Source organism: Neolewinella sp., from assembly GCF_965214665.1.
Taxonomy (GTDB): domain Bacteria; phylum Bacteroidota; class Bacteroidia; order Chitinophagales; family Saprospiraceae; genus Neolewinella.
In genome coordinates, this window is record NZ_OZ243970.1 from 510,172 (window position 1) to 533,486 (window position 23,315).

15 protein-coding genes are annotated in these 23,315 nt (G+C 60.5%); 10 read left to right on the forward strand and 5 right to left on the reverse strand.

Going from position 1 to position 23,315, the window contains the following annotated elements; all coding sequences use genetic code 11:
* Positions 1 to 81: 81 nt before the first annotated feature.
* Positions 82 to 1,602, reverse strand: a complete 1,521-nt coding sequence (locus ACOOHD_RS02540) for an OmpA family protein (RefSeq protein WP_420459995.1) — start codon at positions 1,600 to 1,602, stop codon at positions 82 to 84.
* Between the two features lie 244 nt (positions 1,603 to 1,846).
* Here ACOOHD_RS02540 and ACOOHD_RS02545 point away from each other — a divergent pair, with 244 nt between their 5' ends.
* Positions 1,847 to 2,929 (forward strand): hypothetical protein, encoded by a 1,083-nt coding sequence (locus ACOOHD_RS02545; protein ID WP_420459996.1) that lies wholly within the window; start codon positions 1,847 to 1,849, stop codon positions 2,927 to 2,929.
* Positions 2,930 to 3,231: 302 nt separating this feature from the next.
* A complete protein-coding gene (locus ACOOHD_RS02550; protein ID WP_420459997.1) occupies positions 3,232 to 6,957 on the forward strand; it encodes a PKD domain-containing protein in 3,726 nt (1,241 codons plus the stop codon).
* Between the two features lie 68 nt (positions 6,958 to 7,025).
* Here ACOOHD_RS02550 and manA read toward each other — a convergent pair whose 3' ends face one another.
* Entirely contained in the window at positions 7,026 to 8,210 is a 1,185-nt protein-coding gene (gene manA / locus ACOOHD_RS02555; protein ID WP_420459998.1) for a mannose-6-phosphate isomerase, class I, read from the reverse strand.
* Between the two features lie 99 nt (positions 8,211 to 8,309).
* On the opposite strand from manA, the gene metK reads away from it, so the two are divergent.
* Positions 8,310 to 9,563, forward strand: coding sequence for a methionine adenosyltransferase (metK, locus tag ACOOHD_RS02560; RefSeq protein ID WP_420459999.1), 1,254 nt, complete (start codon positions 8,310 to 8,312; stop codon positions 9,561 to 9,563).
* Positions 9,564 to 9,657: 94 nt separating this feature from the next.
* On the opposite strand, the gene ACOOHD_RS02565 is transcribed toward metK, so the two are convergent.
* On the reverse strand, positions 9,658 to 11,286 hold the full coding sequence (locus tag ACOOHD_RS02565) for a CTP synthase (RefSeq protein WP_420460000.1): 1,629 nt from the start codon (positions 11,284 to 11,286) through the stop codon (positions 9,658 to 9,660).
* 196 nt (positions 11,287 to 11,482) lie between these two features.
* Here ACOOHD_RS02565 and ACOOHD_RS02570 point away from each other — a divergent pair, with 196 nt between their 5' ends.
* The 4 genes from ACOOHD_RS02570 to ACOOHD_RS02585 are packed head-to-tail and all read left to right on the forward strand — an operon-like array spanning position 11,483 to position 16,525.
* On the forward strand, positions 11,483 to 12,436 hold the full coding sequence (locus tag ACOOHD_RS02570; RefSeq protein ID WP_420460001.1) for a retropepsin-like aspartic protease: 954 nt from the start codon (positions 11,483 to 11,485) through the stop codon (positions 12,434 to 12,436).
* 58 nt (positions 12,437 to 12,494) lie between these two features.
* A complete protein-coding gene (locus ACOOHD_RS02575) occupies positions 12,495 to 15,401 on the forward strand; it encodes a leucine--tRNA ligase (RefSeq protein WP_420460002.1) in 2,907 nt (968 codons plus the stop codon).
* A 20-nt stretch (positions 15,402 to 15,421) separates the two neighbouring features.
* The gene (locus ACOOHD_RS02580) at positions 15,422 to 15,985 is read left to right on the forward strand and encodes a hypothetical protein (RefSeq protein ID WP_420460003.1); all 564 of its coding nucleotides are present in this window, start codon (positions 15,422 to 15,424) and stop codon (positions 15,983 to 15,985) included.
* Positions 15,986 to 16,024: 39 nt separating this feature from the next.
* Positions 16,025 to 16,525, forward strand: a complete 501-nt coding sequence (locus ACOOHD_RS02585) for an Lrp/AsnC ligand binding domain-containing protein (protein WP_420460004.1) — start codon at positions 16,025 to 16,027, stop codon at positions 16,523 to 16,525.
* Here the strand turns inward: ACOOHD_RS02585 and ACOOHD_RS02590 are convergent.
* Positions 16,522 to 17,334, reverse strand: coding sequence for a PhzF family phenazine biosynthesis protein (locus ACOOHD_RS02590; protein WP_420460005.1), 813 nt, complete (start codon positions 17,332 to 17,334; stop codon positions 16,522 to 16,524). The genes ACOOHD_RS02585 and ACOOHD_RS02590 overlap by 4 nt on opposite strands.
* A 233-nt stretch (positions 17,335 to 17,567) precedes the next feature.
* On the opposite strand from ACOOHD_RS02590, the gene ACOOHD_RS02595 reads away from it, so the two are divergent.
* Together ACOOHD_RS02595 and ACOOHD_RS02600 are read left to right on the forward strand one after the other, a co-directional pair.
* Positions 17,568 to 17,912, forward strand: coding sequence for a LytR/AlgR family response regulator transcription factor (locus tag ACOOHD_RS02595; RefSeq protein WP_420460006.1), 345 nt, complete (start codon positions 17,568 to 17,570; stop codon positions 17,910 to 17,912).
* A 65-nt stretch (positions 17,913 to 17,977) separates the two neighbouring features.
* Positions 17,978 to 18,523 (forward strand): exonuclease domain-containing protein, encoded by a 546-nt coding sequence (locus tag ACOOHD_RS02600; RefSeq protein ID WP_420460007.1) that lies wholly within the window; start codon positions 17,978 to 17,980, stop codon positions 18,521 to 18,523.
* Between the two features lie 69 nt (positions 18,524 to 18,592).
* On the opposite strand, the gene ACOOHD_RS02605 is transcribed toward ACOOHD_RS02600, so the two are convergent.
* Positions 18,593 to 19,639, reverse strand: coding sequence for a leishmanolysin-related zinc metalloendopeptidase (locus tag ACOOHD_RS02605; RefSeq protein WP_420460008.1), 1,047 nt, complete (start codon positions 19,637 to 19,639; stop codon positions 18,593 to 18,595).
* Positions 19,640 to 19,939: 300 nt separating this feature from the next.
* On the opposite strand from ACOOHD_RS02605, the gene ACOOHD_RS02610 reads away from it, so the two are divergent.
* Positions 19,940 to 23,314, forward strand: coding sequence for an FG-GAP-like repeat-containing protein (locus ACOOHD_RS02610; protein ID WP_420460009.1), 3,375 nt, complete (start codon positions 19,940 to 19,942; stop codon positions 23,312 to 23,314).
* Position 23,315: the final 1 nt, after the last annotated feature.

Here is a 23,315-nt window from a genome sequence, read left to right on the forward strand (position 1 = left end):
GTAAAGGTAATGCCAAAACGCCCCCCAGCCGGTGGCTGAGGGGCGTTTTAGCAAATCGGTAAGCTCTAGCGGAGCAGTAGCCTAGTTGCGGTCTTCCTCCATCATGCCCTCGGGGGCAGCGTCTTCGGTAGCATCACCCATACCGGTCAGGAACTCGACGCGGCGGTTGACCCGACTGCGGTCTAGAGGTACGATTGCCTCTTCTTCTCCGCGGTACTGGAGAATGAAGCGTTCGCGTTCGATGCCGCCGTTTTCCACCAGGTGGTCGATGACGTTACGGGCGCGCTGGTAGCTGAGGCGCTGATTGATCTGAGCATTACCGGTACGGTCGGTGTAGCCGCGTACGATGAGCGTCATACCGGGATTGGCAGTCATCACCCGCGAGATACTGGCCAGTTGGCCGTAGTCCTCGTACTTGATGTCCGAAGAGTTCAGGTTAAAGTAGATCATCGGCAGGTAGATGGCGCCACCGGCGGTGTTGATGCGCGTGGTGTTGTTACCCATATTGCCCTCGGCGATGGCCCGGGCAATGCTGGTGTCGATCAGTGCCTGAATTTCGTTTTGGGTTAGGGGCGCATCGATGCGCTTGGTGACTACGCCATCGGCATCGACTACCTCGCCCTCCCGGGGGGGGAAGAAGGGTTCTAGGTCGCGGAAATCCGGTACGCCATCCTTGTCGCTATCCAGGGTACGCCCACGGCTGTCGACGGGCACGCCGGCGGGGGTGTCGTTCTCCTGGTCTACGCTGTTGACGATACCATCACCGTCGGAGTCGAGGGTAGCATCGTCGACCCGGCGATTGAGAATGGCGATATCGTCCTTGATGGGCGTCAGGGCATTGACCCAGTAGCGGGGCTCGCTGCGCTTGCTTATATCGCCCAGATTGATGTTAAGGGAAATACCGGCTACGTTCTGCACGTCGCGGAAATCACTACTACTGTTGCGGGGGTCATAGCCGTCGACCAGATCGGCACGGTTGCCCAGCGGTACCAGGGCCTGGTACTCAATACCGATATTGACACGGGGACTTAGGCGGCGGTTGACGGCGAACCCGAACGCAGCGTGCGTTTGAAATTCCAGGTCGACCTCCCCGTTGCGACCCTCTACGAAGGGTTGGTTCGTGCCGTTACAGTTGGTGAATCCACGCACCTCGTCCGTGCACTGAAATTCGCTCTGGAAGTAGTTGAATCCAGCACCGGCCATGAGCAGCACGTTCCAATCGCGGATGTCGCCCTTATACTTAAAGTTGTTGAGCGTGACGACCCCGTAGGCCGTTCCGCTGTACCAGTCGGTATCGTGGCGGCGGTTGCCGTCGGTGAGGTCGCCGGCTTCATTATCTCCCTTGGAGCGTGCGTAAAGCGCGTCCAAGCGTACGGAGAACAGGTGATCGAGGGACTTACGCAGGTGGATACCCGCACCGTAGCCTCCCTTGGCGGTGACATCGCCGGCAACGAAAGCGTAGTAGGGCGAGATACCGAATTCCAACATAGAGGGTTGGTTGCGGCGATCTACCGGGCCGTCCATTTCCATAGTAGTGGTACTATCGGTGGTCACGCTGGGTACCGGAGTACCCTGTGCGAGCAGGGGGAGGGTACCGCCCATAAGGCAAAGGCACAGAAGGGAAAGGGAGAATAAGCGCATATACTAATGATCTGATGGTGGGTTAAGTGGGTGGCCGAGTCGCCGGGAGCGCGCCACAACGGCAGGTGCAACGGAGACGACAAAGTGACCGGTGCTTGGCCCGAGACGGTTTATTTTTCATTGAAGCTCCAAATGTAGGGGTTGTTTACTAATCAAAGCAGTTTTTATAAGGCGGCCGGCCGTGCTACCTTTGGCCGCCGTACGTATGTATACTTCTTGGCTCAGTCCTTCCTCCGTATCTCCGGATTCCTTAGCGCTTCCCGCCCTAGGTACCTTCCTCCGCCCACAGGCCTCCCCGCACACCCAAATCGGCTTGATCGGTGCCCACGCACCCACTGCCGATGCGGTGCGCCGTCACTTATATGCCTTTAGTTGGGACCACGGGCCATTGGAAGTTGCTGACCTCGGTAACCTGCGCAAACGGACTACGGAGTTCACCATTCCCTTCCTGCGGGAGCTGCACGCCGCCGGTATTCTGCCCGTGCTGTTCGGTGGAGCAGGGGAGGCTACCGCCCGAGCGCAGTACCTCGCCTTTGGTAGTTTACACCGGCAGATTGGAATCTTCCAGCTCGACCAGCACATTCCCCTGAGCCCGGACCCGGGTAGCGATAAGCTGCTAGACGCGGCCGTTCACCGCCCCGAGCCGCCGCGCTACCACCTGGCACACGCAGGCTCCCAGCGCCACCTCATCGACTCTCGCCTAGACGAGTTGTTTTACCAGCGGAATTTCGAGCGGTACAGCCTCGGGGAGAGCCGGGCGAACGCGCCTGACCTGGAACCTTGTATCCGCGATGCCGATCTAGCCCTGGTCGATATCGGCTCGGTGTTGCACGCCGAAGCACCGGCGCAGGCTGGCTACCACCCCTCCGGACTGAGCCTTCAGCAAGCCGGTCAACTGTGCTACTATGCCGGTAACAGCGACCGCATGTCGTCCTTTGGGCTGTATGGACTGGAGGTGAGCGAGGAACTTACACCAGCCGGGGAGTTGACCGCGGCGGCCTGTGCCCAACTCCTGTGGTACTTCCTGCACGGCGTGAGCCAGCGCGCGGGGGATTTTCCTGTAGCTACCACCGGCATGGTCGAGTACATTGTAGACGCTAAGCTTCCCCAGCGGCTAACCTTCTGGCGTTCCAGCCGGAGCAATCGTTGGTGGATAGAGGTGCCCACGGACGACCCCCGCGGCGAGGAACGCAATCGACTAGTAGCCTGCAGCTACCAAGACTACCTACAGGCTAGCCAGGAGGGGAGGTTACCCGAGCGCATCGTACGTGCCTTTAGTCGGTACTGAATGGGTTGCACCCGCGGCCCCGCCCCCTTGCGTGTGTTAAAGTTTGGGTGCGTACGGCAATAAGCCGGGGGGGCAAATCGGTTCTATGGTCACTTGGGTCGAGGACCCGAGAATTTGTGTTGTTTTCGGCCCGCGGGCCGCCAGTAAGTATTTTACCTGGTCAATTAGTGCCAGTGTCTCTCAGAAAAAACCTTGGGTTCTGCGCCGGTACTGTGCCGGGCGACCCACTTGCCGCGACCTATCGGTGGCGGGATGCCCCCTGATGTGGCCCTGACCTAATTGAGCGAAAACACCTCCGTGTGATGTCTCGATTAAAGCTTTTTACGCTACTCATTTTTTCTACTTCCACCGTGTGGCTCTCCGCCCAGGCCCCGTGTGGGTCCGAGGAGCCCTTCCTGCTCCCGCCTACCAGCACCTTTTGTGCCGACAGCTTGGGCAACGTGACAATCAACTTCAAAATCTACAATAACGGGGATCCGGGAACGTACCGGGTTACTTTTCCCGATGGTAGCGATACGATCTATACCCAGGTAACCAATACGGCCTCGGTAGTTAAGAAATTCTTGTTTGACTGCGGGGCCCCTCCCGGAGATCCCATCCCCCCGAAGGCCGGTGCCCTGTTTTATGAATACCAGAGCGCCCTGGACATTACCCGGCTCGACTGTGTGGACGAGCGGGGCGATAACCAGCGGGGCTCGTACGATTTTCGGGTGGTGCCTAACCCGATTGTGGACATTAAGACCAGTGACCTAACCTGTATCGAGGAGCCCTTTACGGTAGACTTCGAGGGTAAGATGTGCAGCGAAAAGCTGGTGGAGACTTACCAGTGGTACATGGACGGGGTAAAGCTGGAAGGGGAAGTGACCAAGTTCCTGAAGGGGTTTGAGTTCGACGGGCCGGGCAAGCACGTCGCCAAGCTGGAGGTGTCGACCTTCAAGGGGTGCGACAAGTACATCTACGAAAAACCCTTTGAGATATTCCCTACCCCGGTCATCGACCTAAACTACACGTTGGATACGGCCATGCTCTGTGATCCGACCATTCAGATTTATACCAATAGCACCTACAAGTACGCCGACCGCTTCAGCTGGACGAGCACCTCGTCCGACGTAAGCTTCAGCGATCCCAGTGCGCCTAATCCGGTGATCAACATCAACAACAACCGGGCCGGCGTACGCACCATTATCGTCAATGTGGCGAATGCCTACTGCTCGGACGTGGCGGATACTATTCGAATCACCACGCTGCGGGGGCAGACCATCGAGGTGCAGGAAGAAATCGTCACCTGTACCGAGTACACCCTGAACCTGTGCGACAACCTACAGTACTTGCCGACGCCGGATAACATCGAATGGACGGCCGACAAGCCCGGAGTAGGATTCGACGACGTGACGGCCACCTGCCCCTCTATCACCTTCGAAACTCCGGGCGAGTACGTGCTCACCGCGACGGGAAGCGACGTGTGTGGAGAGGTGTTCGAGATTCCCATTAACGTACGCGTACGGGACGGCTCGGCTCTCGAAATCGATATTTCGGAGGTCGACACGGTCTGCGTGACCGAGGAGCCCATTGTACTGCTGGACTACATTGAGCCCAACTTCAAGGTGCGCGAGATTTTCGGCCCTGGGGTAGGAGATAACATTTTCAATCCCGCCCTGGTGGAGGGCGATGTAGAGGTAACCGTAGTGGATAGTTGCGGGGCCATTTACCCCCTTAACTTTCACGTCATTCCCCAGGAGTTTTATGAGGGTACGGACGTTGTGGTCTGCGCGGGCGAAACCGTGGACCTCTTCGCCATCCAAGCGGCGGACTACCGGGGGGAAGGTGTTGCCGGGAATGTTTTCGACTCCGAGAAGGTAGGGGTGGGGTCCTACAAGATTCGCTTCTTCAGCCGCACCTTCTGCGGGGGGGAGGATAGCCTGACCATTACCGTGCAGGAGTTTCCCCGGGCGGCCTTCGAGATCGTGACGGATTCCTGTGCCGGCCCCGGAGCCGGGGGGAATACGCCGATCTATGCCGGACTGAGTGAAATCCAAATCGAGAACCGCTCTTCGGCCCGTACGCTCTGCTACGAGGTGCTGGAGACGGGGCAGAAGGCCTGCAATCGGGAAAAGGCAGTGTTCAAGATCGAGCGGGCCGGGAGCTACACGCTCCAGCAGGTCGTGTCGTTTCCGAACGGAGTGTGTACGGACACCACGCGGCGCACCTTCGAGGTGCAATTGCCGCCCGTAATGAGCTTTACCTCCCGGATGGATAGCAGCGTCTGTGACTCACTATTCATCGGTTTCTCCCTAGGCGAGCAACCCGAGAACATGGCCTACAACTGGTCGTTTTCCAACTTCGAAACCAGTCAGGAAACCGAGCCCATCATTAATCTGTTGCGCCCCCTGGCCCCGGAGGTACTGGGCGTTGATGCAAGCCTGACCAATGCCTGCTACACCACCGAGGATACCTTTGGCGTGGTACTGCCGCTGCGCTTCCGCGTGTCGTTTGACTTTCTCAACGATAACAATACCGTCTGCTCGGACGATACGATCTTCCTGTCCAATACCTCCGTCAACGCGGACGACTACCTGGTTACCTACCCCGATGGCCGGGCGGGTACGGAGCTGCCCGAATTCATGATCTTACGGAATACGGAGGAGGACGTACTGCGCTACCCCATCACGCTGCGCGGCTCCAACATCAGCTGCCCGGACGAGACGGCGGTAGATACAATCTACGTGCTACCAATCACGACCGAGGCGGCCTTCGGACTCAACTACGACGACGTGTGTTCGGCCACCGAGGTCGTACTGTACAACAGCTCGACCCCCGGGGCACTGACCTTCGTCGACTGGGGGGATGGCTCCACGCCGCAATACATCGACGAGTTGGAGCGCCTGAACCATACTTACGACATCAACAAGGATACTACCTATACTATAGGCATGGTCGCTCGACTGTGTGGTATCGACAGCTTTAGCCACACCATCCGGGTACGACCCACGCCGGACGCCTCCTTTTCGGTACAGGCCGTAGAGGCCAACTGTGTGGATAAGGACATGATCTTCACTCCCAACGGTGACCCGGTCGCCTACGGCCTTGACTGGAGCTTCGGCGATGGGGAGGGTGTGAGCCAGGACAACACCCCAACTTACGCCTACCGGCAGGTGGGCAATTACATAGCCTACTGTGAGGCGACCAGTGACAATGGCTGTAGCGCAGTGGATAGCCTGGAAGTGTCCATCGGCGAATACGATGGTGCGGATATGGACTTCACGATGCCGAGCACGATCTGTAGCAACGCGCCCTTTGGAGCCGAGATACGGGCACCGCTGACCGGCTGGTGGTTTGACTACGGCAACGGAATCGCGGGGGATGCACCAGTGGAGTACCCATATTACGAAGTGGGGGACTACCAGATGCTTCTACGGGCTACCTCGGCCAATGGCTGTAGTATCGATAGCACGATGACTGTGTCCGTCTTCCCCGGCTTCGAGGCGGAAATACAAACTACGGATACCGACACCATCGTCGATCTAGGAGATATGCTCGACCTGAGCGTCAACGTGTATCCGGCCCGCAACATCACGGACATCCTCTGGGAGGGGGATTCGATCAAAAATCCTACGGCCGCCTACACCCGGGCCCAGCCCATCAACGACGGGCTCTACGAAGTAGCCCTGACCGACGAGCACGGCTGCGAGGCCACCGATTCGATCCGCGTACGGGTGGAGAAAGATTACCAGGACCGGATCTATGCGCCTAACGTATTCAGCCCTAACAACGACGGGTTCAACGAAACCTTCGGACTCGAAGTAAAGGATCACACCGTGGCAGCAATCCGCTCCATGCGCATCCTGTCCCGCAACGGGGCCATCGTGTACGAGTGCACGAATTGCGGCACGGGTTCGGTCAACAACGGCTGGGATGGCCGCCTGGGGGGTAAGCCCCTCGAAAGTAGTGTCTACATCTGGGCTGCAGAAGTCGATTTTGTCGATGGAACGAGCCAGGTTTTTACCGGTGATATCACCCTATTGCGGTGACATCAGAAGCTCGGAGTAGATAGTTTATCCGTTTTTCTCAGAGGCCCGCCGACTCGGCGGGCCTTTCTTTATGCCCCGACGGTAGCCAGAAAAACCACGCTGTCTTCGGCGGCGCTTAGGGTCAGCTCATTCCCCGCTGCTACAAAAGTGGTACGGGCATCGGTAGCAAGGGCCACGCCGTCGCCGGATAACTGGCCGTCGAGGAGTAGTAGGATCGATGCACCCGATTGGGTATCGACGGTAAGGGAGGTGCCGGCCATGGGGGTACTCCGCAGGAGCTTGAAATCCGGGGCCGGTGTGGCATAGGTCTGCCAGCCCGGGCTAGCCGCCTGCGGGTGGAGAATACTGGGCTGCACCGGATCAAAGCGGGTGTTGTCGAGTAGCTCCGGCACGTCGATGTGCTTGGGGGTCAGGCCGCCACGCAGTACGTTATCGCTGTTGGCCATCAGCTCGATACAGCAGCCTTCGAGGTAGGCGTGGGGGATACCGGCGTCCTGGAAGATGCCCTCGCCGGGCTGAAGGTGTACCAGGTTGAACCAGTAGATGGAGAACATGCCCCGGTCGTGGTGACCATCCTGGGTATACTGCTCCACGGCACGCTGGGCCCAAAAGGCGGGTGCGTCCCGGGTATAGGTACCTCCGGCCAGGCGGTCGACCAGCGGCTGTAACAGGCGGTCGATCTCGGGCTGTCCGGCGCGCATTACGCGGGCGTAAAGTGCTTTAGTGCCCCCGGTGTCAAAGGTATCGAGTAGCGCGTTCCAGCCCGGAGTGGTGCTTAGGGTCTCCCTGATCTCAGATTCGGAGCGAAAGCCGTGTAGGAGGTAAAAGTCGGTCAGGGCGACTCCTAATTCTGGTTTGTGGTTGTCGTCGCGGTAGTTGCGGTCGGGGGCATCGCGGGCCGGGCCTTCGCGCTCCTCGCGGGCGAAGCCTTTTTCGGCGGCCTCCTTGGTGGGGTGCACCTGGATGCTGAGCATCTCGCGCACGTCCAGAATCTTGAACAGGAACGGCAGATCATCATCGAAGCGCCTGGCTACTTCGGCCCCGAGTAAGGTTTCCGGCTGTCGGGCAATGAGCTCGTCTAAGGTATGCTCGCTGCCGCGTAGCTGTCCGGGTCCCTTGGGGTGGGCCCCCATCCAGAATTCGGCCCAGGGCTGATGCTGCGGGTTGGACTGGTCGAGGAGCTGGGGGAGGTAGGTGTAGCCGCCCCAGGCATAGTGCTGAATGACGCCGTCGAAGGGGTAGAAGGTAGGCATGGGCGGGGTACTTTGGTGACTCTGCCTAAGGCGATCCTGAGCCCCCAGGTTCACTCCCGAATACCTACCTTGCGCCACTTTCTGAACAACCCATACCGTATGCCCTACCTCTTTACCTCCGAGTCCGTCTCCGAGGGGCACCCCGATAAGGTGTCCGACCAAATTAGTGATACCCTAGTCGATCATTTTCTGGCCTTCGACCCCGCCTCGAAAGTAGCCTGCGAAACCCTGGTCACGACCGGTCAGGTCGTACTGGCCGGCGAGGTGAAGTCAAGCACCTACCTCGACGTTCAGACGCTGGCCCGAGAGGTGATTCGCAAGATCGGGTACACCAAATCGGAGTACATGTTCGAGGCCAATAGCTGCGGTGTACTTTCCGCCATCCACGAGCAGTCGCCCGATATAAATCAGGGCGTGGAGCGGCAGACCGCCGAGGAGCAGGGCGCCGGCGATCAGGGCATGATGTTCGGTTACGCCACCAACGAGACGGACAACTACATGCCGCTGGCCCTCGACCTAAGCCACCGCATCCTGAAGGAACTGGCCGCCATCCGCCGGCGCGGTGAGCGCATGACCTACCTGCGCCCCGATGCAAAATCCCAGGTCACTATCGAATACGATGATAACCACCGTCCGGTGCGCATCGATAGTATCGTAGTCTCTACCCAGCACGATGACTTCGGTACCGACGAGTTGATGCTCACCACCATCCGCCAGGACGTAATCGACTTTGTCATCCCCGCTGTCCGCGACCAAGTCAAGCCCGAGTTACGCCGGCTCTTTACGGACGATATCACCTACCACGTCAATCCCACCGGCAAATTCGTCATTGGCGGTCCGCACGGCGACACCGGCCTGACCGGTCGCAAGATCATCGTCGACACCTACGGTGGGAAGGGCGCCCACGGCGGCGGCGCCTTCAGCGGCAAGGACCCCAGCAAGGTAGACCGTTCGGCGGCCTATGCCACCCGCCACATCGCCAAGAACCTGGTGGCGGCGGGCGTGGCCGACGAGGTGCTGGTGCAGGTCAGCTACGCCATCGGAGTGGCCCATCCGACCAATATCTACGTCAATACCAACGGCAGCGCCCGGGTGGACCTGGCCGATTCCGAAATCGCCGAGCGCGTGGCCGAGCTCTTCGATATGCGGCCCTACTGTATCGAGCAGCGGCTGAAGCTACGCAACCCGATCTACCTGGACACGGCTGCCTACGGACACATGGGCCGCGAGCCGGAGACCAAGGAGCTTACCTTCCGCAACGGTTCGGGGGAAAGCCGGACGCTGACGGTGGAGACCTTTACCTGGGAAAAACTGGATTATGTGGATCGGGTTAAACAAGCCTTCGGCTTGTAGTAGACGCTCCGCTGGTTAGACGCTCCGCTGGTTAGGCGGTCTAACCAGCCGGCAGGCGTCTAACCAGCGGAGCGTCTAACCAGCCGCTAGGCGTCTAATTCGCCGAAGGCGATCTAACCTTCTTGCGCATCGCGGCGGCCACAAAGCTCACGAACAACGGATGCGGCGACTCCACCGTACTCTTTAGTTCAGGGTGGTACTGTACGCCCACGAAGTAAGGGTGGTCCTTTAGCTCGATGACCTCCACGAGGCCGGTTTCGGGGTTAGTACCAGCGATGGTGAGGCCGGCCTCACGGAGCTGCTCCAGGTAGGCGTTGTTGAACTCGTAGCGGTGGCGGTGGCGCTCGCTGATCGTCGTGGTACCGTAGGCCCTGGCGGTGTAACTACCGGGGACGAGCTCGCAGGCATAGGCCCCCAGGCGCATGGTACCCCCCTTGGTGACGATGTTTTTCTGCTCGTCCATGAGGTCAATCACGGCGAAGTCGGAAAACTCGTCGACCTCCGAGGAGGTGGCCCCGTCGATGCCGGCCACGTTGCGGCTGAACTCGACCACGGCGCACTGCATGCCCAGGCAGATACCGAAGAAGGGAATGCCCTGCTCGCGGACGTAGCGTACGGCCTCGATCTTACCCTCGATACCCCGCTCGCCGAAGCCAGGAGCTACGAGGATCCCGTCGAAACGCTCCAGAAACTGGTGCACTTCCTGAGCATTACCCTCCAACTGCTCGGAGTGGATGGGTACCACCTTGACCTGACACTCGTTGACGGCCCCGGCATGGATAAAAGCCTCGTAGATCGATTTGTAGGCATCCTGTAGCTCGTTGTACTTGCCGACCAGTCCGATGGTGACCTCGTGGGTACTGTTCTTGAGCCGGCCCAGGAAATCTTTCCACCGCCGCAGGTCAGGGTTGCGGCGGTCGGGGATGCGCAGTTTACTGATCACCGTAGCGTCGAGCCCCTCCTTGAGCATGAGTAGCGGGACGTCATAGATGGTCTTGACGTCGAGGGCTTCGACGATGCAGCTTTTTTCGACGTTGCAGAACAGGGCTAGCTTACGGCGTATGGCATCATCGATCGGATGCTCGGTGCGTACCACCAGGATATCGGGCTGAATGCCAGTCTGGAGTAGCTCCTTGACGCTGTGTTGGGTGGGCTTGGTTTTGAGCTCCTTGGCGGCGGCGAGGTAGGGAATCAGGGTAAGGTGGACGGTGATGCAGTTGTCCGTGCCGAGCTCCCAGCGTAGTTGCCGTAGGCTCTCCAGGTAGGGTAAGGACTCGATATCGCCGACCGTGCCGCCGAGCTCCGTGATGATAATGTCGTAGTCACCGGAATTACCCAGTAACTGAATGCGCCGCTTGATCTCGTCGGTCACGTGGGGGATCACCTGCACGGTTTTACCGAGATAGTCGCCGCGGCGTTCCTTTTCGATTACGGTCTGGTAGATCCGTCCCGTAGTCACATTATTGGCCTGACTGGTCGGAGTGTTCAGGAAGCGCTCGTAGTGCCCCAAGTCGAGGTCGGTCTCGGCACCATCGTCGGTCACGTAGCATTCCCCGTGCTCGTAGGGGTTGAGCGTACCGGGGTCCACGTTGAGGTAGGGATCGAACTTCTGGATGGTCACGGAGAGGCCACGGCTCTGGAGCAATTTGGCCAGGGAGGCAGCAATGATGCCCTTACCGAGTGAGCTGGTCACTCCGCCCGTAACGAAAACATACTTGGTCATATTTGGTGGTTACGGGGTGTAAAGGTAGGGTACAGGGGGTAAAGGGCTAAAGGGGGTAAGAATAGTACAGTGCAGTTTCTGGCTGCGGTAGGATGGGCCTACACACAACAAAGGAGGTGAACCACGGGTTAAAATCACATCCAATGTTAACTATATGTAAATAAATAGTTAACTTGTGGTGACCTAGCTTAGCCCAATGTTAACTCAGCACTACATACTGGCCCGTTTTTTTGCCATGCTGGCGCTGGTGGTATGCGGTGTGGGAATGAGTCTGGGGCAGGGTACGGTGGGTTTCTTACGGACTTCCGAGGGTGCGCCAGGCACACCCACCAACAAATCAGCCCGGGTGGCGGCCAGCACGCAGTCGTTCACCTTCGAGCGCAACCTGATCTTTTTTGAGGCCCTGGTAGATGGGCGCCCCGGGCGCTTTATTCTGGACACCGGCGCACCTTCCCTCATTATGAATGACCGGGGGCAGGGTAGTGTGGCCGGCAGCTACACCGGGCTGGGAGCCGGGGGGGAAGTACGGCTTAGCGACCACCGGGTAGACCGCTTCGAGATGGGCGGCCGGCGGGTGGAAAACTACTGGGCCATCGGGCTCGATCTCAGCGCCTTTGAGGAGCGGACGGACCGGCGCATCGACGGGTTCGTGGGCTATGACTTGCTCAACCGGGGAGAGCTGCGCATCGATTACGGGCAGGAGATCTTTGAGTTGCGGCGGTCCGTTCGTCGGCCGACCCATGGGGGCAGGGCGCCCCGTGCGGTACTCAAATTCTTCCTGTTGGATCACCTACCCGTGGTGCAGCTCGAACTCAACGGGAGGAAGTGGTACTTCGCCCTCGATACGGGGGCCGGTGCGAACCTGCTCGACGGGGCGGTGGTCAGTTCCGTGGCGGCACGTGTTACGGCAAACGGCATGAACGTACAGGGGCTGGATGGGGCACCTGCTGACTGTCCAGTAGTGGCCACCCCGCTACCCAGTGGGCTGCCCGTTACGGCGGGGGTGGGGGAGGTAGAATTCGTGGCGATGGGCGTAGCCCACCTCCAGCAGCCGCAGGGGGTGCAGTTGGCGGGTGTACTAGGCTCAGCGTTCCTGAGCCGGTACACGGTGGGGATCGACTACCGGCGGCAGCGCGTTTACCTCTGGTAGCACCTGCGGCGCCGCCCCTTGCTGTACCTTTGGGCGCTCACGCAGTATATACGCCCCGATGAAATTTGACGTACAGGCCCTGGACCGGAAGTGGCAAGCCTACTGGAAGGAACACAAGACCTATAGAACGGATACGGCTACCGACAAACCCAAGTACTACGTACTGGATATGTTTCCCTACCCCTCGGGATCGGGGCTGCACGTGGGCCACCCCCTGGGCTACATCGGCTCCGATATTGTAGCGCGGCAGAAGCGGCAGGCAGGCTATAACGTGCTACACCCCATGGGCTTCGATGCCTTCGGGCTGCCGGCCGAGCAGTACGCCATCGATACCGGGGTGCACCCCTCCGAGAGTACGGCGGTGAATACCGAGCGCTACCGGGAGCAGATGGAGATTCTGGGGTTGAGCTTCGATTGGGACCGCAGCGTGAATACTTCCAACCCCGACTACTTTAAGTGGACGCAGTGGATCATCGGGCAGGTGTTTGCCCACTGGTACGATAAGCGGGAGGACCGGGCGCGACAGGTGACCGAACTAGTAGACATCCTGGAGGCACAGGGCACCGCCGGGGTAGAGGCGGCACAGTCCGAAGCACTGGACGTGAGTGCTGAGGAATTCAGGGCCATGTCAGAAAAGCAGCGCAGCGACGTGCTCATGAACTATCGCCTGGCCTTCCGTAGCGTGAGCTACGTGAACTGGTGCGAAGCCCTGGGTACGGTGCTGGCTAACGACGAGGTGAAGGACGGGCGCAGCGAGCGCGGTAACCACCCCGTGGAGCAGCGGCCGATGCTGCAGTGGAGTCTGCGCATCACGGCCTACGCCGAGCGGCTGCTGGCGGGACTGGAGACGGTAGATTATAGTGAGGGGCTCAAGGCGCAACAGATTAACTGGATCGGCAAATCGACCGGTGCGCTGGTGCACTTCGACATCGAGGGGCACGACGGGCGGTTGGATGTGTTTACTACCCGTCCGGATACGATCTACGGCACCACCTTCATGGTCGTAGCCCCGGAACTGGACCTCGTGGCGGAGCTCACCACCCCCGAGCAGCAACGGGAGATCGACGACTACCTGGCCTACGTAGGCCGGCGTAGTGAGCTCGACCGGATGAGCGAAAACAAGGTCACGGGGGCCTTTACCGGCGCCTACGCGGTCAATCCGCTGAACGGAGCGCGGGTGCCAATCTACATCGCCGAGTACGTGCTGAAGGACTACGGCACCGGGGCCATCATGGCTGTGCCGAGCGACGATGAGCGCGACCGGCGCTTTGCCGAAAAGTTCGGCATTGAGATCATCGACGTAGTGGATAAGAGTGAGTACCCCGGTGCGACACTGAAGGACAAAGCGGGGAAGCTGATCAACTCCGACTTCCTGAACGGCATGGAGGTGCCGGTGGCCATTGACGCGGCGATCCGGCGCATTGAGGCAGTCGCTCGCGGGCAGCGGCAGGTCAACTACCGCATCCGCGACCTGGTCTTCAGTCGGCAGCGGTACTGGGGCGAGCCCTGGCCCATCGTGTACGACGCGCAGGACGTGCCGCGGCTGGTGCCGACCGAGGAATTGCCGGTGACCCTGCCGGAGATGGACGACTTCCGCGCCGTCAGCGGCGCCTCCCCCCTGGAGCGGGCCACCGACTGGCTGACCACGCCGCGGGGCCGGCGGGAGACCGATACCATGCCCGCCACGGCCGGGTCTAACTGGTACTACCTGCGCTACATGGATCCCCACAACGCCGGGGAGTTCGTGAGCCCGGAGGCGGTGGAGTACTGGCGGGACGTGGACCTGTACGTCGGGGGAGCGGAACACGCCGTAAGTCACATTCTTTACAGCCGGCTCATCCACAAGTTTCTTTACGACCTGAACAAGGTACCCACTCAGGAGCCCTACCGTAAGCTGCTCAACCAGGGCATGATTGGCGGGCCCATCAGCTACATCCACCTGGGTATATTGCTGGCCGACGACGGGCAGCGCCACCCCATCTGGGTAAGTAGCGACGTAGCGGAAGGCACGCCCCTGGAGGTAAGCGGGGTAGGGAAGGGCTACCTGGTGCTGGACGAGAGCACGGGCACCCGGCTTACGCCCCTGCGCTTCGTGACCGAGACCTCGGTCAACAACGAGAGCAGCTTCCGACTCTACAAAGATGCCGTAGAGGAGGCCCAGCAGATGGACCACCAGGATGCGGCCTACTTTCGCACCATCCTACAGCAGGCCGGGGCCTTCGCCTGGAAGCCCGACCGGGAGGGCCGCCCCTACCTGGAGCTCAGTGTGGAGCAGGGGAAGATGTCGAAGCGCAAGTACAATGCCGTCAACCCCGATGATATCTGTGCGCGCTACGGGGCCGATTGCTTTAGGATGTACGAAATGTTCCTGGGCCCCATCGACCAGGCCAAACCGTGGAGTGTGTCGGGCATCGACGGGGTGTACCGCTTTTTGCGCCGCTTCTGGGGGCTCTTCGTCGGGGAGAACGACCGGCTGAACGTGAGCGAAGAAGCCGGAACGAGAGAGGAGATGAAGATTCTACATACGCTGATCAAAAAGGTCACCGAGGACATCGACAAGCTCAGCTTCAATACCTGCGTGAGTGCCTTCATGGTGGCCACTAATGAACTGAATAAGCTGGGGTGTAATAAGCAAGCGGTGCTGGAGCCGGCCGTGCGTCTTATTGCCCCCTTCGCTCCCCACCTCGCTGAGGAGCTTCACCAGGCCCTGGGTGGGGAAGGCAGCGTACACCACGCCGCCTGGCCCGAGATCGAGGAGCAGTACCTAGTGGAGGATAGCTTCACCTACCCCATTGCGTTCAATGGCAGGACCCGTCTAACCATCGACTTTCCGGCCGATGCCTCACAGGCAGACGTAGAGGCGGGGGCCCGGGCGGATACGCAGGTGCAGCACTACCTGGAGGGCAAGGCGGTACGTCGGGTGATCGTGGTGCCGGGACGGATGGTGAATTTTGTGGTGGGTTAGCCCCTTTACACCCTCACCCCTTGACCGAATCCGATCTAAACTTCACTTTCCCCCCTGACTGGATCGTGCGCAAGTTCGACGCAACGGGCGCCTACCGCAGCGTGAGCGGGCACGGGCTTAAGGGAGTGGACTTTCTGTGTCTGGTGGGAGCCGATGAAGTTTACCTTATTGAGGTGAAGAATTTTTACCGCCGCGGGAAGCGGCAGTTGGCGGTACGGCGCGATCCGCAAGCGCTGGCTGACCACGTAGGCAGGAAATTTGCGGATACCCGGCGGCTGGTCGCTATCGTGCTTCGGGCCATGCAACGGCGGTGGCATGTGCGTATGTTGCTATTCTACTACAGCCTGCACCGGCGGCCCCGCCCCGGCTCCCACTACTGGTTCTGGGCGGAAGCGGCGCGGCGCCTGGCTGTGCCCGATCACGTACACTGCGTGCTCTGGCTGGAGACGCCGGAGGGGGGTGAGCACTACGAGACGGCTACGGCAAATGGACTGCGGCAGTGGCTGCAGGAAGGCAACCGGTTGACCATAGCAGAGCGCGGGCGTACGGGGGGACTGCCCATCCGAGTGAGGGCGGCAACTTGATCTTTGCTTCGCCCGTTCTTGCTAAACGAACCCGCGATTATGCCCGCCGACTACGAGCTCGATGACCTAGACCGCAAAATTCTGGCCCTGCTGATGGAAAATGCCAAGCGGCCCTACACGGAGCTGGGGCAGAAGCTCTTCGTGTCGGGGGGCACGATCCACGTACGCATGAATAAGCTCATCGCCGCCGGGATCGTTAAGGGGCAGACCCTGCGAATCGACCACGCCAAACTGGGCTACGACGTGTCGGCATTCCTGGGCATCTACCTAAAGGGAAGCGGGCTCTACAACCAGGCGGCGGAGTACCTGAAGGGGATCCAGGAGATCGTATCGGCCCACTACACCACGGGGGTGTATAGCATCTTCGCCCGGGTCGTGTGCCGGGATACGGATCACCTGCGCGACGTACTACAACGCATCCAGGCCTTTGAGGGGATACAGCGCACGGAAACCTTTATCTCCCTGGAGGAGACCATTGACCGGCCGGTACAGGTACTGCCCACCGATCTACTTCATGAGCTGCGTGCCGGAGACGTTTAGTCGAGACGGTCCAGTAAAATCTGTCCGGAGAGGTAAGTGACGGCCTGACCCGTAAGTCGGACCTTCTTACCGCGCAATTCGCACCGCAGCGTACCCCCACGCGTGGAGAGCTGGCGGGCAGTGAGTGATTTTTTCTTGAGTTTTTCGGCCCACAGGGGCGTCAGCACGGTATGTGCTGATCCCGTTACGGGGTCCTCGTCGATGCCGTAGGCGGGGTAGAAGCAGCGGCTCACGAAGTCTACCTCCCGGCCGGGGGCGGTGACGATGAGTCCGCGGCGTTTGAGCTGAGCTACGATGTGGAAGTTGGGCGCTAGGCTACGGACCTGCTCCTCGTCGTTGAGCACCGCGACCAGGTCGTCGGTGCCCCGGTACACTTCCCGCGGCTTGAGACCGGCTAGTGCACCGCGCACTTTTTTCGAGGATTTTGCTTTTTCGGGCACGTCAGCGGGGAAGGTGAGGCGGTACGTACCGGCCGCTTCGCCGGGTACGACCGTGATGGTACCGGCTGACGTGGTACGAAAGCGGAGTTTATCCAGGTCCTTCCCCCCCGATTTGAACAGCACGTGGGCGGCGGCCAGGGTGGCGTGCCCGCAGAGCCTCACCTCCTGGGTGGGGGTGAACCAGCGGATGTCGAACTTGCCCTTACCCCGGATGACGACGAAGGCAGTCTCGGAGAGGTTATTTTCGGCGGCGATGGACTGCATCAGGTGATCGGCGGGGAAGTCGGGCACGGGGACTACGGCGGCGGGATTGCCGCCAAACAGTTGATCGGTAAAGGCGTCGACCTGGTAAAGAGGAAGATTGTGCATAAGCGTGGGGATGAAGCAAGCCGGGGCGGTGAAGGTAGTAAGGGCCCGGGCAAGTGTAGCAAATACCGCAAATTTGGTGTTGGACCAAAAGACTTTTTGGGGGGATAAATCCAGCAAGGCATATTTGTCGTACACTTAAAGGACATTCGGCGTGACTAACCGCCAGGGCTTTCGTCCCGATTGCGTAGGCCTTGTGGTCTAGGCAAGTTTTAAACTCAAGCTTTCCCACTGTTATGAACTCCTTTAAGCCGCAGTATAAAATGGATCACCTTTTCCTACGAGAAGGCACCACCTACACCAAGATTCCCCTCACCGAGATCCACTACATCCAGGCCGACGGCAACTACGCCTACATCCAAACGAACGACAAGCGGTACGCCGTGAAGCGCAGCCTTTCTACGATTGCCGAGGAACTGGAGGCCACCGACTTCGTGCGCGCCAGCCGCGGTCTGCTGGTCAACTTTAGCCAGGTCAATCGGATCAGCTTCGCCGAGGGCGTCATCGAGCTCAACGACCACCAGCTCAAGATGGGTAAGGCCTACCACGCCGACATCAAGAGCCGCATGCCCCGCCTCTAGGCAATGGACCGGTGGCGGGGCCGGGCCGAGTACAACGTAATGCCCCGCCGCCCGTTCTTGCTCACGTGAAGTTCATCGTCTACGACATCGAGGCCACCTGCTGGGAGGGTCGCCCCCCGGCCACGGTCCAGGAAACGATCGAGATCGGTGCCTACCAGGTAGATGCCTACGGGCGGGTCGGTCCGTCCTTCTCCCGCCTCATCAAGCCCGTGCTGCACCCGCAGTTGAGTCACTTTTGTCGCCGGCTTACCAACATCGACCAGGCCGACATCAACCGCGCCAAGGACTTTCCCCGCGTAATCCGCGACTTCCAGCAGTGGATCGGGGTAGACCGTGGTGAGCCCTATACCCTGGCCGCCTGGGGCAAATTTGACGAGCAGCAGCTAAGGAAAGATTGCGCCCTGCACCGCCTTGATGATTACTGGCTCGATCACTCCATTAACCTAAAGCAGCAGTACCGCGAGCTGCGCAAGCTACCCAAAAAGCGGGGCCTGGCCTCGGCCGTGCGCCACGAGGGCTTCGAGTGGACGGGCGAGCAGCACCGGGCGCTCGACGATGCGGAAAATACGGTCAAGGTGTTTCGTAAGCTGCTGGATGTGTGGCGATACTAAAAAGCCCCCGTTCGGAAGTATTCCGAACGGGGGCTCTTCAATTCAAACCGTAGCGTACGGCTGGTATATTTACTCGGTCGTCACGGAACCGATCGGCAGTAGGGTGATCTCCTTAGCTGCGATGTCAATTCCGGCACCGGGATTCTCGTCGTTGTCGCCCTCGTCGGTGTCGTCACCATCGGGGTCTACGCCGGGAGCGCCACGGGGCAGGTCATACTGCTCGCCCACGCTGGCGGCACCGTAACCAAGGTCCTTCATGGAACCGGCGGTGATGCGGCTAAGGGGATTGTCGCCGAGGTTGAGGAAGCCGGTCATTAACTCGTTACGCAGTACCGACTCACGCCAGTGGCTCAGACGGGTGCCGGGGCCGAACATGTTCTCCACGGGAAGTTCGAAGGTGCCGCCCTCGGCATTCCAGAATATATTCGCTTTCTTGCCGGCGAAGTAAGGATTGCCTTCTTCGTCCTTCCGTAGGTCGCGGTCCCCAATGTCCCAGAGGGTACCCACGCCGAGTACGTGGCCCATCTCGTGTACGATGACTTCTTCAAAGAGATCCAGTTCATCGAGCAGCGCCAGGTCGTCCACGTCGAAGAACATGACGCCCGACAGGGTCAGGAAGTCACTGGTCCGTACGAAGCGGGGGCCGGCCTGGCCCAGGATACCCCCGGGGCCGTCGATGGGAGCCAGGGCAACTTCGATGACGATATCGTCTACCGTACCGTCAATGGCGGGGGGGAAGCCGGTGAAGGCCGAGGGCACGGTGCCGGTAAAGGAAGGCACGTCCTGGATGATGATGCGCTCCCAGCGGGCGGCGGCGTCATTGAATACGGCGCGTTGTGCGTCGGTAGCCGGCACGATGAACTTCAGGTCAATGTTGAACCGGCCGCGGTCGACGCCAGCAGCACGCGTAGCGCGCTTGGCCTTGGTCAGGTCGACATCAGCCCCCGCCGTACCCTTGATGTTGACCCACTTCGCGGGGGTAGCGAGTTGGATCACGGAGGGCTGCACAAAGTCCTCGGCCCCGGGAGCGGTGACCTCGGCGGGATCCTCTAAACAGGCGGTGAAGAGTAGGGGGAAGAGAAAGAGGGCAGCGACTGCCCGGGATAGGTTGCGCAACCGTCGTGCACAGAATATGGGTAATGGATTGGTAGGCATAAAGAAACCGTGTTAAGTGGTTGAAAGGCTGGTAAAAGAGAAGAAACGCTACCGGGATGTCGCACCACGGGCGGTGCAAGCACCAAGGCTCGTTCACTTTGACGGATGTAAAGTACTGTAATGTGGTGACTTAACGAAATAATTGTTTCGACAAGTCTATTATCCAATCTTGGCAACTCGTAATGGGGGGGCCAGGGCTGCGGGTGCAACAATCCTTAGCCGCCCTACCTTCACCGTTCACCCCTCATCCAGTCTCCTCCCATGCACTCGCCCCCGCCGTACGGTCCCTGCCAGATTTGGTCGTCGTGGGTGGTGTTGCTCCTGCTGTTTGGTTTCTTTAGCACCTGCGGCCCCGCCCGGGAGGAGGAGCCGGTGGATGATAGCAAGCGCTTCAGTCTGATGCCGGGGATGGACTTTCGTAACGACCTGGCATACACCGAGGAGCTCAACCCCTACACCTACCGCAATTTCTACAACGGGGGCGGGGTGGGCATCGGCGATTTCGATAACGACGGGCTGGTCGATGTGTACCTGACCGGTAACCTGGTGGAGAATAAGCTGTACCGGAATCTAGGGAATTTTCGCTTTGAGGACATCACGGCACGGGCGGGCGTGGCGTGCCCGGATAGCTGGAGCACGGGGGTGGCCGTGGTAGACGTGAACGCCGATGGACTGCAGGATATCTACGTCTGCAAGGCCGGTCCGCCGGCCGGGGAGAGGATCGCCGGCATGACCGGGGTGCGGCACAACGAACTGTTCATCAACCAGGGCGATCTGACCTTTCGGGAGGCGAGTGCGGAGTATGGCCTGGACGTGGTGGGCCTAAGCGTCCACGCCGCCTTTTTCGATTACGACCGCGACGGCGACCTGGACTGCTACCTGCTCAACAACAGCACCCGGGCCACGACGGGCTACGACCTACGCGCGGGACTGCGGGAGGTGCCGGACCCCGAGGGGGGGAATAAGCTCTTTAAGAACTTGCTCACCGAGACCGGTACCACCCGCTTCGAGGACGTGACGCAGGCGGCGGGCATCTACTCTTCCTCCATTGGCTTCGGGCTGGGGGTGACGGTGGGCGATGTAGACCAGGACGGCTGGCCGGACCTATTCGTCAGCAACGACTACTTCGAGCGCGACTACCTGTACTACAACCAGCGAGATGGCACCTTTCGCGAGGCACTGACCGAGCACCTACCGGAGATCAGTAAGGGCAGCATGGGGGCCGATCTAGCCGATCTCGATAACGACGGGTTGCCGGAGCTCTTCGTGACCGAGATGCTACCGGCCGACGAGCGTCGCTACAAGACCAAGGCCGCCTTCGAGGGGTGGAACCGCTACCAACTGTACCGCGATCAGGGGTACCACCAGCAATTTAGCCGCAACGTGCTGCAGTGGAACCGGGGTGGGGGCAACTTCTCGGAGGTGGGGCGGCTGGCCGGGGTAGCCGCTACCGACTGGAGCTGGGGGGCGCTGCTCTTCGATATGGACAACGACGGGCTGCGTGATATCTTCGTCGCTAATGGTACGGGTAAAGACCTGCTGGACCAGGATTACATCAACTTCAACGGCAGTCCAGAAGCGGTGCGGCGGATGCTCTTCGAGGAGGGGAAGGGGATCACGGATATTATCGACCAGATTCCGAGCGAGGCGCTCGTCAACGGGGTGTTTCGTAACGAGGGGGGGATGCGGTTTACGGACGTCAGCGCGGAGTGGGGACTGGACCAGGCCACCTTTAGTAACGGGAGTGCGTACGCCGATCTGGATAATGACGGCGACTTGGACCTGGTGGTCAATAATGTGAATGAGCGGGTGGGGGTGTACCGGAATAACTCCGCCGCGCCTAGCCGGATGGTTCGGCTACGTGGGGCACAAGCCGGCAATCCGGACGCCATCGGCGCTATTCTCACGGCCCGCGACACCAGCGGTCAAGTAGTGACGACAACCGAGCTGCACCCCATGCGGGGGTTCGAGAGTACGGTGGACAAACGGATTCATGTTCCAGCGGTGGCCGCAACCGCCGCTATAAGCTGGCCGGACGGAACCCGTGAAACCTACCCCTTAGCGGACACGGCAGCAGTTATGGCCCTGCGGCAGGGCAGTGGTACCCAAGCAGCTACCCCAGCGAAAGAACCTTCTACTACAGCGGAAGCGGAAACGCAAGTACCCCTAGCCTTTACCCTCACCGAGCTCCGCACCGCCGCCGGCCCCATCACCCACCACGAAGACCCCAGCACCGACTTCGACCGCGACCCCCTCCTCTTCCTTGGCATCAACAACGAGGGGCCGGCCCTGGCCACCGCCGATCTGAACGGCGACGGCCGCAGCGACCTCTACCTGGGTGGCGCGGCCGGCTACCCCGGGCAACTACTGCTGGCGCTTCCCGACGGCACCTACCGTCCCATTGCCCAGGACCTCCTAGCCGCCGATGCCGCCAGCGAAAACGTAGCGGCCACCTTCTTCGATGCTGATGGCGACGGCGACCGGGACCTCTACGTTGCCAATGGCAGCAATGAGTTCGGTCCAGCCTCCTCCGCCCTACTTGACGTACTTTACCTCAACCAGGGGGCGGGCCGCTGGACGAAGAGCGAGCAACTCCTACCCAACAGCCGCCGCTTCGTCGCCAGCTCCTGCGTACGCGCCCACGATGTGGACGGCGACGGCGATCAGGACCTCTTCGTGGGCGGACGCTTCCAGCCCGGCACCTACGGCGTACCCACCGACAGCTACCTACTGCTCAACGACGGCCGGGGGCAGTTCACCCCGGCTGAGATCCCCGTTCTAAGTGAGCTCGGCATGGTCACCGATGCCGTCTGGCTCAACGTGGACGACGACCCCGAGCAGGAACTGGCCGTAGCCGCAGAGTGGGCCCCGCTCCGGTACCTGCACTTCGCCCCCGACGGCAGCTACCTCAGCACCGACACCGTGGCCGGTACCCGCGGACTCTGGACCGCCCTGGTCGCGGCCGACTTCGACGGGGACGGCTATGACGATCTGGCCGCCGGCAACCACGGTCTTAACTCCCGTCTGCACGCCTCCCCCGACCGGCCCCTGGAGCTGTACCTCAATGACTTCGACGGCAACGGCAAGGCCGAGCAACTCATCACCCAGTACGCCGCCGATGGCCGCAGCTATCCCCTGGTGCTGCGCGACGATCTGGTCAAGCAACTGCCGAGCCTGCGCAAAACCGTGCCGGGCTACGCCGACTATCAGGGTAAAACGCTGGCCGAACTGTTCCCGCCGGAGGTACTCTCCCGCTCCGTAGTACACCGCGTGGAGGAGCTGCGCTCCCTGGTCGTGCTCAACCCAGCCGGTGGACGCACTCTCCACTACCTGCCCGACGAAGTGCAACTGGCCCCGGTCTACGCTCTCGCTGCCACGGACCTCAACCAGGACGGCCAGCCTGACCTCCTCGCCGCCGGCAACCAGTCGGTCGGCCGACCCGAGCTGGGCATCTACGCTGCTAGCTTCGGTAGCCTACTCATCAATCGCGGCGGTGGGGTGTTTACTGCGGTGGAGCCCTCGGGGAGCGGGGTGTACCTCACCGGCGATACGCGAAGCATTGCACCTGCGTTCCCGCCCGGTACCTACTTTGTTGCACGCTCCGACCGTGCCTTGCTGAAACTTGAAGTTGAGTAGA